The 13085-nt window shown below is 63.9% G+C and carries 16 protein-coding genes; 11 read left to right on the top strand and 5 right to left on the bottom strand.

Annotation, left to right across the window (positions count from 1 at the left end):
• Genes mnmG through ACZ2G3_RS00290 form a run of 4 tightly spaced genes read left to right on the top strand, consistent with a single transcriptional unit; the run spans position 1 to position 4118 of the window.
• Positions 1–1860, top strand: a complete 1860-nt coding sequence (gene mnmG, locus ACZ2G3_RS00305) for a tRNA uridine-5-carboxymethylaminomethyl(34) synthesis enzyme MnmG (RefSeq protein WP_470397032.1) — start codon at positions 1–3, stop codon at positions 1858–1860.
• A complete protein-coding gene (gene rsmG / locus ACZ2G3_RS00300) occupies positions 1857–2447 on the top strand; it encodes a 16S rRNA (guanine(527)-N(7))-methyltransferase RsmG (RefSeq protein ID WP_470397031.1) in 591 nt (196 codons plus the stop codon). Before mnmG ends, rsmG begins: the two co-directional genes overlap by 4 nt.
• Entirely contained in the window at positions 2440–3225 is a 786-nt protein-coding gene (locus tag ACZ2G3_RS00295; protein WP_470397030.1) for a ParA family protein, read from the top strand. The genes rsmG and ACZ2G3_RS00295 overlap by 8 nt, the downstream gene beginning before the upstream one ends.
• Positions 3225–4118: a ParB/RepB/Spo0J family partition protein gene (locus ACZ2G3_RS00290; protein ID WP_470397029.1), complete on the top strand. Its 894-nt coding sequence runs from the start codon at positions 3225–3227 to the stop codon at positions 4116–4118. Before ACZ2G3_RS00295 ends, ACZ2G3_RS00290 begins: the two co-directional genes overlap by 1 nt.
• A 33-nt stretch (positions 4119–4151) precedes the next feature.
• On the opposite strand, the gene ACZ2G3_RS00285 is transcribed toward ACZ2G3_RS00290, so the two are convergent.
• Genes ACZ2G3_RS00285 through rph form a run of 5 tightly spaced genes read right to left on the bottom strand, consistent with a single transcriptional unit; the run spans position 4152 to position 7359 of the window.
• The gene (locus ACZ2G3_RS00285; RefSeq protein WP_470397028.1) at positions 4152–4508 is read right to left on the bottom strand and encodes a YbaN family protein; all 357 of its coding nucleotides are present in this window, start codon (positions 4506–4508) and stop codon (positions 4152–4154) included.
• 2 nt (positions 4509–4510) lie between these two features.
• Positions 4511–5677 carry a radical SAM family heme chaperone HemW gene (hemW, locus tag ACZ2G3_RS00280; protein WP_470397027.1) on the bottom strand — a complete coding sequence of 389 codons (1167 nt, stop codon included), beginning with the start codon at positions 5675–5677 and terminating at the stop codon, positions 4511–4513.
• Positions 5674–6048: a RidA family protein gene (locus ACZ2G3_RS00275; RefSeq protein WP_470397026.1), complete on the bottom strand. Its 375-nt coding sequence runs from the start codon at positions 6046–6048 to the stop codon at positions 5674–5676. The genes hemW and ACZ2G3_RS00275 overlap by 4 nt, the downstream gene beginning before the upstream one ends.
• A complete protein-coding gene (gene rdgB, locus ACZ2G3_RS00270; protein ID WP_470397025.1) occupies positions 6041–6649 on the bottom strand; it encodes an RdgB/HAM1 family non-canonical purine NTP pyrophosphatase in 609 nt (202 codons plus the stop codon). Before rdgB ends, ACZ2G3_RS00275 begins: the two co-directional genes overlap by 8 nt.
• Positions 6646–7359 (bottom strand): ribonuclease PH, encoded by a 714-nt coding sequence (gene rph / locus ACZ2G3_RS00265; protein ID WP_470397024.1) that lies wholly within the window; start codon positions 7357–7359, stop codon positions 6646–6648. Before rph ends, rdgB begins: the two co-directional genes overlap by 4 nt.
• 72 nt (positions 7360–7431) lie before the next feature.
• Between rph and hrcA the strand changes: the two genes are divergently transcribed.
• The 7 genes from hrcA to fghA all read left to right on the top strand — a co-directional run bounded on the left by hrcA (position 7432) and on the right by fghA (position 13016).
• Positions 7432–8487: a heat-inducible transcriptional repressor HrcA gene (gene hrcA / locus ACZ2G3_RS00260; RefSeq protein WP_419268576.1), complete on the top strand. Its 1056-nt coding sequence runs from the start codon at positions 7432–7434 to the stop codon at positions 8485–8487.
• A 7-nt stretch (positions 8488–8494) separates the two neighbouring features.
• The gene (locus ACZ2G3_RS00255; protein WP_470397023.1) at positions 8495–9025 is read left to right on the top strand and encodes a nucleotide exchange factor GrpE; all 531 of its coding nucleotides are present in this window, start codon (positions 8495–8497) and stop codon (positions 9023–9025) included.
• Positions 9026–9148: 123 nt separating this feature from the next.
• Positions 9149–9733, top strand: coding sequence for an S-(hydroxymethyl)glutathione synthase (gfa, locus tag ACZ2G3_RS00250; RefSeq protein ID WP_470397022.1), 585 nt, complete (start codon positions 9149–9151; stop codon positions 9731–9733).
• Between the two features lie 97 nt (positions 9734–9830).
• Entirely contained in the window at positions 9831–10961 is a 1131-nt protein-coding gene (locus ACZ2G3_RS00245) for an S-(hydroxymethyl)glutathione dehydrogenase/class III alcohol dehydrogenase (protein ID WP_419268573.1), read from the top strand.
• Between the two features lie 81 nt (positions 10962–11042).
• Complete coding sequence (locus ACZ2G3_RS00240) at positions 11043–11675, top strand: ATP-dependent Clp protease proteolytic subunit (RefSeq protein ID WP_419268572.1); 633 nt, start codon at positions 11043–11045, stop codon at positions 11673–11675.
• Positions 11672–12193 (top strand): GNAT family N-acetyltransferase, encoded by a 522-nt coding sequence (locus tag ACZ2G3_RS00235; RefSeq protein ID WP_470397021.1) that lies wholly within the window; start codon positions 11672–11674, stop codon positions 12191–12193. The genes ACZ2G3_RS00240 and ACZ2G3_RS00235 overlap by 4 nt, the downstream gene beginning before the upstream one ends.
• Positions 12183–13016 (top strand): S-formylglutathione hydrolase, encoded by an 834-nt coding sequence (gene fghA, locus ACZ2G3_RS00230; protein WP_470397020.1) that lies wholly within the window; start codon positions 12183–12185, stop codon positions 13014–13016. Before ACZ2G3_RS00235 ends, fghA begins: the two co-directional genes overlap by 11 nt.
• The last annotated feature ends 69 nt before the right edge of the window (positions 13017–13085 follow it).

Raw genomic sequence — 13085 nt, 5'->3', positions numbered from 1 at the left:
GTGAAACATTTTGATGTTGCCGTCATTGGAGCTGGTCATGCCGGGCTGGAGGCGGCAACCGCCGCGGCCCGTATGGGGTCCAAAGTGGCCCTGATCACCATGCGGCGGGAAGACATCGGGACGCTGTCGTGCAATCCAGCAATCGGGGGCCTTGGAAAGGGGCATCTGGTCCGGGAAGTTGACGCTCTCGATGGGGTCATGGGACGAATTGCCGATGCGGCCGGAATCCAGTTCAGGCTGCTGAACCGGCGCAAGGGGCCTGCTGTCCAAGGTCCTCGGGCCCAGATGGACCGTCAAGCCTATCGTTCTGCAGCGTGGAACATCATCAGCACTTATCCGGGCATCACCTTGATCTTTGGGGAAGTGAGGGGAATTCGTGAGATGGGCGGACGAATCCAAGGCTTCGATATGGCCGAGGGATCTTCCTATTCTTGTTCCGCCTTGGTTCTGACCACAGGAACCTTCCTGAATGGCGTGATCCATATCGGAGAGGTTAGCCGGCCGGCCGGCAGGTGGGGAGATGCGGCCGCGGTAGGCCTGGCGGCCTCTCTGCGACATTTCGAACTTCCTCTGGGGCGTTTGAAGACCGGGACTCCGCCTCGCCTCGATAGTCGCAGCATCGACTGGTCGGCACTGGAACATCAGCCGGGTGACGAGGAGCCGACGCTATTTTCGTATCTTTCAGCTAAGCCGCCGCTGCGACAGATCTCTTGCGGGATCACCCATACGAACGAAGCGACGCACGCAATCATCCGCGACAATATCCAGAAGTCGGCGATGTATGGCGGCCAGATATCCGGACGGGGTCCGCGATACTGCCCGTCGATCGAGGACAAGGTCGTGCGCTTTGCCGAAAAACCGTCTCACCAGGTCTTTCTGGAGCCTGAAGGGCTGGACGACCCGACCGTATATCCGAACGGCATCTCCACCTCCCTGCCTGCAGATGTTCAGGAAGCCTATGTCCGTTCAATGTCGGGACTGGAGAAGGCTGTCATCGTGCAGCCTGGCTATGCGGTCGAATACGATTATGTTGATCCCAGGGCATTGGATGGAACCTTGAGGGTCAAATCCGTTGCCGGCCTTTATCTGGCGGGCCAGATCAACGGCACGACGGGGTATGAAGAGGCTGCAGCACAGGGGCTGGCGGCGGGTCTGAATGCGGCGCTGAAGGTTCAGGGTCGCGAAGTCCAGCGCTTCAGCCGGACGAACAGCTATATCGGCGTCATGATTGACGATTTGGTCACGCGGGGAGTGACAGAGCCCTATCGCATGTTCACGTCTCGGGCAGAGTTCAGGCTGACCCTGCGAGCTGATAATGCCGACCAGCGATTGACGGAATGGGGACATGCAGTCGGGTGCGTTGGCGCGGCGCGTTGGCAGTCCTTCTCACTGCGCCATGAGGCATATGTTAAGGCGCGCCGTTCCTTGGAAGAACGGCGCCTGAGCCCGTCACAACTCGCAAAGGGCGGCATTACGGTTCGGCAGGATGGTCAACAGCGCTCCCTGTTTACGCTCTTGGGGCTGACGGACATGGATCAGGATCTCCTTTCCCAAATTGCACCGGAGGTTGCGTCTGTGCCGGCTTCCACGCTGCAGCAACTTCGCAACGACGCCCTTTACAGCCAGTATACAGATCGTCAGGCGCGCGATGCGGAGGCAATCAAGGCCAATGAAGATATCAGCCTTAGCCCTGAGCTTGATTACCGTTCTCTAGGGGGTCTCTCGGGGGAGCTGTCTCGCAAGCTGGATGAACGACGGCCCGCGACCTTGGCGGATGCGGCTCGGATCGAAGGCATGACGCCTGCTGCGTTGGCTCTGCTGCTTTCGGCGCAGAAGATTTCTAGGCGGCGCAAGCTGTGAATGTTCCACGTGAAACAGAAGATAGGCTGCGCGAATACGCTGACCTCGTTAAAAAATGGAACCCGCGCATCAATTTGGTAGCTGCTGGGTCGCTTTCCGATTTTGATGGACGTCATATTCGCGACTCCCTCCAGTTGGCAGAACTTGCCGATGCTCGAGAGGGCCATTGGGTGGATCTGGGCAGTGGTGGGGGCCTTCCGGGCTTGGTGATAGCCATTGCCTATGGCGACTGTCCGGTCACGGTCACCCTTATCGAGAGCGATAAGAGAAAAGCAGCCTTCCTCCGTACAGCCGTTCGACAACTCGACCTCCAGAAGGTCGATATCGTCAACGCAAGAATCGAACAGCTTCCTCCTCTTCGCGCTGATTACATCTCAGCCCGCGCCTTGGCGCCGCTTCCGAAGCTTATCACAATGGTTAAACGCCATCTGTCCCCTGAAGGTGTGGCTTGGTTGATGAAGGGTCGGAATTGGAAAGAAGAACATCTTGAGGCAACCAAGGATTGTCGATTTGACATGACCGCTTTCCCCAGTAAGACAGAACCAGAAGCGGCCATCCTCAAGATAACCGGAGTCTCCGATGCGTGAGAAGCACATCATTGCCATCGCCAATCAGAAGGGAGGCGTCGGGAAAACCACCACGGCGGTCAATTTGGGTGCTGCCTTGGCAGCCGAAGGGCATAGTGTCATCCTGATTGACCTCGATCCTCAGGGCAATGCTTCGACGGGACTTGGAGTCGAGGCCGATCAGCGTCAATGGACGGTCTATGATCTTCTGACAGGAGACGTCGATCTGGATGGTGCGGCCGTGCCGACACAGGTTCCAAACCTGTCCGTTGTGCCGTCGACCCCCGATCTTGCTTCGGCGGATGTCGATCTGGCACAGACGCCTGATCGCATGCGGCTGCTGGAGAAACAGTTGCAGGCTGCTGCAACTGGCACCATCATTCTGATCGACTGCCCACCGGCTCTTGGTCTTTTGACGGTCAACGCAATGGTGGCGGCATCCAGCGTTCTTGTCCCGCTTCAGGCCGAATTCTACGCATTGGAGGGGCTGTCGCAGCTGTTGGGAACTGTCAAGCAGGTGCGCCAGGGCCCCAATCCGCGGCTCCGCATCAACGGCATCCTTTTGACCATGTCAGATTATCGCAACAATCTGGCCCAACAGGTGGAAGCGGATGCGCGTGAGACATTGGGAGACCTCGTCTATCCAACGGTCATCCCGCGCAACGTTCGCGTGTCCGAGGCACCGTCGCACGCGCAGCCGGTGCTGATCTATGATCCCTCGTCGAAAGGCAGCGTCGCTTACAAGCGCTTCGCCTTCGAATTCACTGCGCGCCTGAAACTCGTGCCGGAGGTGGCCTGATGTCTGACAGCAAGATCGCGAAGCGTGGCTTGGGCCGGGGGCTTTCTGCCCTGATGGCGGACATGGATCTGGGCCCGGAGCCGAAGTCTGCTGTAGGAAAAGACCGCACGCTGGTGCCGATCGAGCAGGTCACCGCCAATCCCGACCAGCCGCGCCGCAGCTTCGATCCGGAAGCGCTGCAGGAACTGGCAGCCTCGCTCAAGCAGCGGGGCATCCTGCAGCCGCTGATCGTTCGACCACATCCACAGGATGCCGGCCTGTTCCAGATCGTCGCGGGAGAACGCCGCTGGCGTGCAGCGCAGATGGCGCAGCTGCATGAGGTTCCGGTCATCATCCGCGACATGTCGGATACCGAAGTCCTGGAAGTCGCAATCATCGAAAACATCCAGCGTGCTGACCTGAACGCGATCGAAGAGGCAGCATCGTTCCGTCAGCTGATGGACCGGTTCGGCCACACGCAGGAGCGGCTTGCAGAGGCCCTCAACAAGAGCCGCAGCCACATCGCCAACCTTCTGCGGCTTCTGAACCTGCCGGACACGGTTCAGGAGATGGTAAAGGACGGCAAGCTGAGTGCCGGTCACGCACGGGCCCTGATCACGGCGACGGATTCCGCACAACTGGCGCGCCGTGTGGCGGAGAAGGGGCTCTCGGTTCGCGAGACAGAGGAAATGGTCCGAAAGCTGGCGCAGCCGCGTGCTGACAGGAACCCGCGGCACGGCCGGGGCGATGAGAAGGATGCCGATACCCGAGCCTTAGAGGCCGACTTGACGGCACAGCTCAAGATGAAGGTGCAGATCAGTCCTACCGGTGCGACAGCGGGCGAATTGACGATCGCCTATCGTGATCTGGACGAGTTGGACCGCCTGTGTCAGCTCCTCGGAACTCAGGCGTGATACCAAATATAGTGTTCCATTTTACGTGATATACTAAAAATGGGGTCTGGTGATCAAAAAGGCGGCTACTGCGGCGCATATCCCCGCTTGGCTTGCCACCACCCAGAGGGGCATCCCCGCGAACCATGACAGCAGGACGCCGCCACTCATCGCGCTGATGGCCCAAACCTTGGCCAAAGGGCCGACTGCGCCCCGTTCCTGCCACGCCCGGACCGGCGGCCCATAGGTGGGGTGGTCCAGGATCCTTTGCTGCAGGGCAGGAGAGGAGCGCGAAAAGGCCCAAGCCGCGACCAGCAGAAACGGGACTGTCGGCACCACGGGCAGGGCGATCCCGATGATGCCCAAGACAACAAAGGTCCAGCCGATCGCCAGCCACATCCTGCGCCGCATCGTCAGGCCGCCAGTTCGCGCAGGATGGCGTTCAGCACCGGCCGTCCCGCGTCGGTGGCGCGCACTCGGCCCTCGGCACGGGAAACCATGCCCAAGTCCTGCAGCGAGGCGATGGCGGCCTCGTCCAGCGGTTGCCCGGCCAGGCGGGCATATCGGGCCTCGTCCAGACCTTCGTTCAGTCGCATCGCCATCAGAAGATATTCCGTCGCCTGTTCGCTTGCGGGGATGAACTCGCGTGGCAGCTCGCCCGTTCCCTGCGCCTCCACCGCGTTCAGCCACGCACCCGGAGCCCGCAGCGCCTCGGTCGCCATCCGCCCTTGGGGCAGCGTCAACCTTCCATGGGCACCCGGTCCGACGGCGGCCCAGTCCCCCTGGCGCCAGTAGACCAGATTGTGCCGGCTGGCTGCACCGTCCCGTGCGTGGTTCGAAATCTCGTATCCCGCCATGCCTGCCGCCGCGCACAGGTCCTGCGTGTCGGCATACATGTCGGCCGACAGGTCATCGTCAGGAAGGTCGCGCAGCTTTCCGGCATCGGCGCGCGCCCCAAAGGCCGTGCCGGGCTCGATCGTCAGCTGGTAGAGCGACAAATGGTCGACGGCCATCGTCAGCGCCTCGCGCAACTCGGCCCGCCAGGCAGCGCGATCCTGCCCCTGGCGCGCATAGATCAGGTCAAAGCTGACGCGGTCGAAGCTGTCCCGCGCCACGTCAAAGGCGGCACGCGCCTCGGCCACGGAATGCATCCGCCCAAGGCGTCGCAGGTCGGCGTCGTTCAATGCCTGGATGCCCATCGACAGCCGGTTGACCCCAGCTTCGGCAAAGCCCCGGAAACGGGAATTCTCGACGCTGGTCGGATTGGCCTCCAGCGAGATCTCGATGTCGTTGACAAAGCCCCATCCGGCCCGGGCCGCGCGGATGACGGCATCCACCGTCTCGGGCTCCATCAGCGACGGGGTACCGCCGCCAAAGAAGATGCTGCCCAGATGGCGTCCGGGCGTCTCCGCCGCCAGCCGGGCGATCTCGGCGGCCATGGCATCGGCCCATCGGCGCTGGTCGACCCGGTCCACGACATGGCTGTTGAAATCGCAATAGGGACATTTCGAGGCGCAGAAGGGCCAGTGGACGTAAAGTCCAAAGCCGCCCGCCCGCCAATCCTCGCCACCGCCACTCATCCCCGGAACGCCGTCGCTTCGATCTCGATCTTCATCTCGGGGCGGATCAGCCCGGCGACGACCATGGTGGCGGCCGGACGGATCTGGTCCAGTGCCTCGGACAGGGCGGGGGCGATCTCGTCGACCAGCGCCGCGTCGGTGATCGTGTACTGCATCCGCACGATATCCCCGGGGGCGAACCCGGCCTGATCCAGAACCGCAAAGATCGTGGCCAGGCAATTGCGCGCCTGCGTCGCTGCGTCGTCGGGCATGGTCATCGTGTCATAGTCGTAACCGGTGACGCCCGAGACAAAGCACCAGTCGCCCTTGACCACGGCCCGGCTGTAGGCCAGCCGCGCTTCGAAGGGCGATCCTGCAGAGATCCTACGCAAAGGCGGCCTCGATCATCCTGGCCACGGCCAGCGCGCGGTGGCTGAGGCTGTTCTTCATCTCGGCGGTCATCTCGCCCAGGGTCTGCTGGTGGCCCTCCGGCCGGAAGATCGGGTCATAGCCGTGTCCCTCGGCGCCGCGCGGGGGCCAGACGATCTGACCTGGCAGCACGCCTTCGAAAACCTCGTCATGTCCGTCCGGCCACATCAGCACCAGCGTGCAGCGGAACTGGGCCAGCCGCGGGGCAGGGGCGTCGGCGTCTTCCAGAGCACGCCAGGTCCGCTCCATCGCCACTCCGAAGTCGCGGCCCTGCCCGGTTTCGGCCCAGTCCGCCGTATAGACACCGGGGGCGCCCCCCAAGGCATCCACGCAGATGCCGCTGTCATCGGCCAGGACCGGCAGGCCCGTCGCCTCCATGGCGGCGCGAGCCTTGATGCGGGCATTGCCGATGAAATTGTCCTCGGTCTCGACCGGCTCGGCCAGACCCGTTTCGGCGGCGCCGGCCACCTCGACACCGTAAGGCGCCAGCAGAGCCCGCATCTCGGCCAGCTTGCCGGCATTATGGGTGGCCACCAGCAGGCGCCTTTCGGTGAACTTCCTCATGCGAACACGGCCTTCTGCGCGGCCACCAGTTCGGCCATGCCCGTCTCGGCCAGGTCCAGCAGCTGGCCCATCTCGTCGCGCGAGAAGGTGGCACCCTCGGCCGACATCTGCACCTCGATCAGGCGCCCGGCGCCGGTCAGGACGAAATTTCCGTCGGTGCCCGCCTCGCTGTCCTCGGCATAGTCCAGGTCCAGCAGCGGCTGGCCGGCATAGATGCCGCAGCTGACGGCCGCGACATGGTCGATGATCGGGTCGCTGGACAGCACGCCCGCCTTCAGCAGCTTGTTGACCGCAAGGCGCAGCGCCACCCAACCCCCGGTGATCGAGGCGCAGCGCGTCCCGCCATCGGCCTGGATGACGTCGCAATCGACGGTGATCTGCCGTTCCCCCAGGGCGCTGCGGTCGATGCCGGCGCGCAGGCTGCGGCCGATCAGGCGCTGGATCTCCTGCGTGCGGCCCGACTGCTTGCCCTGCGCCGCCTCGCGGCGGTTGCGGGTATTGGTCGCACGGGGCAGCATGCCGTATTCGGCGGTGACCCAGCCCAGGCCGGTGCCCTTCAGGAAACGGGGCGGATTGTCCTCGATCGAGGCGGTGCACAGGACATGGGTATCACCACAGCGGATCAGGCAGGAGCCTTCGGCATGCCGCATCACTCCGGTTTCGATTGAAATCGGACGCATTTGGCTTAGATTCCGGCCTGAAGGGCGCATGACTTATCCTTTTCCTGAAGATAGCCTGCCCCATACCGCCCCAGGGCACAGTCACGCAACCCCGCGAGCCCGATGAGCCAAGAATCGCTGCTGAATGAGATGAACGACCGGTCCCGCGAAGTGTTTCGCCGGGTGGTCGAATCCTATCTGGACACGGGTGAGCCGGTGGGCTCCCGGACCCTGACGCGCGCGCTGTCCGAAAAGCTCAGCGCGGCGACGATCCGCAACGTGATGCAGGACCTGGAATTCATGGGCCTGCTGGACAGCCCGCATGTCTCGGCCGGGCGGCTGCCGTCGCAACTGGGCCTGCGCCTTTTCGTTGACGGCATGATGGAGGTGGATGCGGTGGCGCCCACCGACCGCGCGGCGATCGACCAGACCCTGGGCAACGACGATCCCGATACGGGTGTCCTGCTGGACCGCGTCAGCACCGCCCTGTCCTCGATCACCCGCGGCGCGTCGCTGGTCCTGATGCCCAAGCACGAGGCGCCGATCCGCCATATCGAATTCGTCAGCCTGGGGGTGGACCGGGCGCTCGTGGTACTGGTCTTTGCCGACGGCCATGTCGAGAACCGCGTCTTCACCCCGCCTGCAGGCCAGACGCCCTCGTCGATGCGCGAGGCGGGGAATTTCCTCAACGCCATGGCCGAAGGCAGGACCCTGGCCGAACTGCGCACGCAGCTGGCCCAGCAGGTCAAGCTGCGGCGCCGCGAACTGGATGTCCTGGCCGCGGAACTGGTCGAATCCGGGATCGCGCTGTGGGGGGCCGAGGCGACGGATCCGCGGCTGATCGTCAAGGGGCGCGCCAACCTTCTGGACAGCGAACTGGCCGACCTGGACCGCATCCGGATCCTGTTCGACGATCTGGAACGCAAGCGGGACATCGTGGAATTCTTGGAACTGGCCGAACGGGGCGAGGGGGTCCGCATCTTCATCGGCTCCGAAAACAAGCTTTTTTCACTTTCGGGTTCCGCTCTGGTGGTTTCACCCTATATGAATGCCGACCGGAAGATTGTAGGCGCGGTGGGCGTCATCGGTCCGACCCGGCTGAACTACGGCCGGATCGTCCCGATTGTCGACTATACCGCCCAGCTGGTCGGGCGGGTATTGTCCGGCCGGAAAGGATGAAGTGAAGATGACCGAGCAGAACGAACAGCCGATCGAAGACTATCTCGAGGACCCGCTGGCCGACCAGGGCGACGAAGTCGCGCGCCTGACGGCCGAGCGTGACGAGTTGCGCGACAAGTGGATGCGCGCCCTGGCCGATGCCGAGAATTCGCGCAAGCGGGCCGACAAGGACCGCCGCGACGCCGAACAGTACGGTGGCTCGCGCCTGGCGCGCGACCTGCTGCCCGTGCATGACGCGCTGACGCGGGCGCTGGACGCCGCAAGTGACGAACAACGCGCCGCTGCGTCCGCCCTGATCGAGGGGGTCGAACTGACCCTGCGCGAATTGTCGAACGTCTTCACCAAGCATGGCATCACCATCATCCGCCCGGAAGCGGGCGAGAAGTTCGACCCTGCCATCCACGAGGCGATGTTCGAGGCGGCGGTGCCCGGCACGATCGCGGGCCAGATCATCCAGGTGATGGACAACGGCTTCCGCCTGCACGACCGGCTTCTGCGCCCTGCCAAGGTGGGCGTCTCCTCGACCCCGGCCAGCTGAGGCCGGGTCTTCCAATGGCCTGGCGGCCCGGCTTTTCGGCCGGGCTACAACCTTCCTCTCACTTGCCGAAAGTTCCCATCGGCGCGACCCTGAGATCAGTCCGGTCGTTTGGAGGAGGTGACCATGGCGAGCACTGACGGGGTGAGCATTCACCCAAGCGTCGATCACGGCGTCAGAGAGGGCAACCCGAGTTTTTCGGGCGGCGTCCTGACCTGTCACTGCACGACCAACCCGGTAAAGGTCCGGCTGAGCGCGCAGACCGCCCATAACCATGTCTGTGGCTGCACCAAGTGCTGGAAGCCCGATGGCGCTGTCTTCAGCCAGGTGGCCGTGGTGTCGCGCGATGCGGTCGAGGTCGTCGAAAACGGCGACAAGCTGGAAATCGTGAACCCCGACGCACCCATCCAGCGCCACCGCTGCCGCGACTGCGGCGTGCACATGTACGGGCGCATCGAGAACAAGGATCATCCGTTCTACGGCCTGGACTTCGTCCATACCGAACTGTCCTCCGAGGAGGGATGGGCCGCGCCCGAATTTGCGGCCTTTGTCAGTTCGGTCATCGAAGCCGGGGTCGAGCCGTCGCGGATGGACGGCATCCGGTCGCGCCTGCGCGAGCTTGGGCTGGAGCCCTATGATGCGCTGTCGCCACCGCTGATGGATGCGATCGCAACCCATGTCGCCAAGCGTTCGGGGGCCTTGCCGGCTTGACGCCGGGCCCAGCCAGCATGAAGAGAACCGCCAAGGGGCCGCCAGTCGGCCCCTTCGCCCTGACCGAAAGCCCCTTGAGGCGATAGGAGAGAAGAAGATGAGAACCCGTGCCGCCGTGGCCCTCGAGGCCGGCAAACCGCTGGAAGTGATGGAGGTCAATCTCGAAGGCCCGAAAGCCGGAGAGGTGATGGTCGAGATCAAGGCGACCGGCATTTGCCACACCGACGAATTCACCCGCTCGGGCGCCGACCCGGAAGGGATCTTCCCGACCATCCTGGGCCATGAGGGCGCGGGCGTCGTGGTCGAGGTCGGGCCCGGCGTGACCTCGGTGAAGGTGGGCGACCACGTCATCCCGCTCTATACGCCGGAATGCCGCGAATGCGCCTCCTGCCTTTCGGGCAAGACGAACCTCTGCACGCGCATCCGCGCGACGCAGGGCCAGGGACTGATGCCCGACGGGACCAGCCGCTTCTCGATGCTGGATGGCACGCCGATCTACCACTACATGGGCTGCTCGACCTTCTCGAACTACACCGTCCTGCCGGAGATCGCGGTCGCCAAGGTCCGCGAGGACGCGCCTTTCGACAAGATCTGCTACATCGGTTGCGGCGTGACCACGGGCATCGGCGCGGTCATCAACACCGCCAAGGTCGAGATCGGCGCCAAGGCGGTCGTGTTCGGCCTGGGCGGCATCGGCCTGAACGTGATCCAGGGCCTGCGCATGGCCGGGGCCGACATGATCATCGGCGTCGACCTGAACAACGACAAGAAAGAGATGGCCGAGCGTTTCGGGATGACGCATTTCGTCAACCCGAAGGAGATCGACGGCAATATCGTGCAGCACCTCGTCGAGATGACCAAGACGCCCTTCGACCAGATCGGCGGCGCGGATTACAGCTTTGACGCGACCGGCAGCACCAAGGTGATGCGCGACGCCTTGGAATGCACCCACCGGGGCTGGGGCCAGTCGATCATCATCGGCGTGGCGGCCGCCGGCGCGGAAATCAGCACCCGCCCGTTCCAGCTGGTCACCGGCCGCGTCTGGAAGGGCACGGCCTTCGGCGGCGCCCGCGGCCGGACCGACGTGCCCCGGATCGTCGACTGGTACATGGACGGCAAGATCGAGATCGACCCGATGATCACGCACACCATGCCGCTGGAGGACATCAACAAGGGCTTCGACCTGATGCACCATGGTGAATCCATCCGCTCGGTCGTCCTTTACTGATCCTTCATCGCTGCTTAGGTAAAAGAACGGCGGGACCCGCGGGCCCCGCCGTCGCCATGAGAAAAAACAAGGAGCAGGCCGATGCGTCACCAGTGGCTGGACGATGACGACGACGAACCGCAAGAAGACGACCGCCGCCACAAGGAAGAGGGCGGCCTGGGCCTTCCCGAAGGCGACAAGATCGGCAAGCTGTACTTCAAGTCGCGCACGGTGATCGTCGCCGGCGCCATCAACGACAAGCTGGCGCAGCGCACCGTGGCCCATCTTCTGGCCTTGGCCGAAGACAGCGACGCGCCGATCAACATGCTGATCTCCTCGCCCGGCGGGCATGTGGAGTCGGGCGACATGATCCATGACGTGATCAAGTTCATCCGCCCCACCGTGCGCACCATCGGCTCGGGCTGGGTGGCCAGCGCAGGCGCGCTGATCTTTGTCGCGGCAAAGAAGGAAAACCGCTACTGCCTGCCCAACACGCGCTTCCTGATCCACCAGCCCTCGGGCGGGATCGGCGGCACCTCGTCGGACATGATGATCCAGGCGGAACAGGTGCGCCTGATGCGCGACCGCCTGAACCAGATCTTCGCTGAGGCCACCGGCCAGAGCGTGGAGCGGATCGAAAAGGACACGCAGCGCGACTTCTGGCTGAACACGCAAGAGGCGCTGGACTACGGCCTGCTGGGCCAGGTCATCCGCAGCGTGGACGAACTGAAATGAGCGGGCAGGGCGGGGTGGCGATCCGCCCCGCCACGTCCGACGATCACGGCGCGATCTGGGACATCCTGCAGCCCGTCTATCGCGCCGGCGAAACCTATTGCATCCCCCGCGACATCACCCGCAACGCGGCCCTGGCCGACTGGTTCGCAGCCCCCTTCAGCGTCTTCGTGGCCGAGGCCGAGGGACGCATCCTGGGCACCAGCCATGTGGGCGCGAACCGGCCCGGAGGCGGGTCGCATGTCGCGAACGCCTCGTTTGCCACGCATCCGCAGGCGCGCGGCCGCGGCGTGGCGCGGGCCCTGGTGGAACATGCGAAGGACTGGGCAGCTGCCCAAGGCTTCCGGGCGATGCAGTTCAATTTTGTCGTCGCCACCAATGCCGATGCCGTCCATTTGTGGCAGAAAGCCGGTTTTGCCATTGTGGGCCGCCTGCCGGATGCGTTTCTTCACCCCCAGTTGGGACCGGTGGACGCACTGGTCATGTTCCAGACCCTGAAGGGAGAGACGAATGAGCTTTGAAACCCTGTCCGAGAACCGCAGCTTTGGCGGCACCCAGGGCGTCTATCGCCACCGGTCGGATGTCACCGGCACCGACATGACCTTTGCCGTCTTCCTGCCCGAGATGGCGCAACTGGGCCGCGTCCCGGTGCTGTGGTACCTGTCGGGCCTGACCTGCACCCATGACAATGCGATGACCAAGGCCGCCGCCCAGCAGTGGTGCGACGAGGCCGGCATCGCCATCGTCTTTCCCGACACCTCGCCCCGCGGCGAGGGTGTGGCCAATGACGAGGCCTATGACCTGGGCCAGGGTGCTGGTTTCTATGTGAACGCCACGCAGGATCCGTGGAAGCCGCATTTCCGGATGTGGGACTATGTCGTCGAGGAACTGCCCCGGCTGGTCGCCGAGAACTTTGCCGTCGACCCCGAGGCGATGGGCATCACCGGCCATTCGATGGGCGGCCACGGCGCCCTGACCATCGCCATGACCCATCCCGATCGCTACAAATCCGTCTCGGCCTTCTCCCCCATTGCCAACCCCACCGAATCCGACTGGGGCCGCAAGCAGTTCACCGCCTATCTGGGCGAGGACCGGTCGACCTGGCGCAGCCATGACGCGACCATCCTGATGACCGAGAAGGGCTTTCCCGGCGAGGTGCTGATCGACCAGGGCAGCGCAGACCAGTTCCTGGACCTGCTCAAGCCCGAATCGCTGGCGCAGGCGATGATGGCGCGCCGTCAGCCGGGCCAGTTCCGGATGCAGCCGGGCTATGACCACAGCTACTTCTTCGTCCAGAGCTTCATGGCGGACCATGTCTTCTGGCACGCGGACCGGCTGCTCTGACCCGATTGCCGATCATTCCCGGTGGCCTTGCCATTTGCCCCTCAGACTTTAGGGGCAAGAGGCAGGGCC

It is taken from the genome of Paracoccus sp. KKT209 (assembly GCF_055635455.1).
Note: the sequence above shows the minus strand (reverse complement) of the source record. Positions and strands in the feature narration are given on the sequence as shown.

Coding starts and splice junctions, on each gene's coding strand:
- ACZ2G3_RS00285 (WP_470397028.1), bottom strand. CDS start 4,508: ATGCGGCGCAGGATGTGGCTGGCGATCGGCTGGACCTTTGTTGTCTTG.
- rdgB (WP_470397025.1), bottom strand. CDS start 6,649: ATGAGGAAGTTCACCGAAAGGCGCCTGCTGGTGGCCACCCATAATGCC.
- hemW (WP_470397027.1), bottom strand. CDS start 5,677: ATGAGTGGCGGTGGCGAGGATTGGCGGGCGGGCGGCTTTGGACTTTAC.
- gfa (WP_470397022.1), top strand. CDS start 9,149: ATGGCGAGCACTGACGGGGTGAGCATTCACCCAAGCGTCGATCACGGC.
- ACZ2G3_RS00290 (WP_470397029.1), top strand. CDS start 3,225: ATGTCTGACAGCAAGATCGCGAAGCGTGGCTTGGGCCGGGGGCTTTCT.
- ACZ2G3_RS00245 (WP_419268573.1), top strand. CDS start 9,831: ATGAGAACCCGTGCCGCCGTGGCCCTCGAGGCCGGCAAACCGCTGGAA.
- ACZ2G3_RS00255 (WP_470397023.1), top strand. CDS start 8,495: ATGACCGAGCAGAACGAACAGCCGATCGAAGACTATCTCGAGGACCCG.
- rph (WP_470397024.1), bottom strand. CDS start 7,359: ATGCGCCCTTCAGGCCGGAATCTAAGCCAAATGCGTCCGATTTCAATC.
- fghA (WP_470397020.1), top strand. CDS start 12,183: ATGAGCTTTGAAACCCTGTCCGAGAACCGCAGCTTTGGCGGCACCCAG.
- ACZ2G3_RS00240 (WP_419268572.1), top strand. CDS start 11,043: ATGCGTCACCAGTGGCTGGACGATGACGACGACGAACCGCAAGAAGAC.
- ACZ2G3_RS00235 (WP_470397021.1), top strand. CDS start 11,672: ATGAGCGGGCAGGGCGGGGTGGCGATCCGCCCCGCCACGTCCGACGAT.
- hrcA (WP_419268576.1), top strand. CDS start 7,432: ATGAGCCAAGAATCGCTGCTGAATGAGATGAACGACCGGTCCCGCGAA.
- ACZ2G3_RS00295 (WP_470397030.1), top strand. CDS start 2,440: ATGCGTGAGAAGCACATCATTGCCATCGCCAATCAGAAGGGAGGCGTC.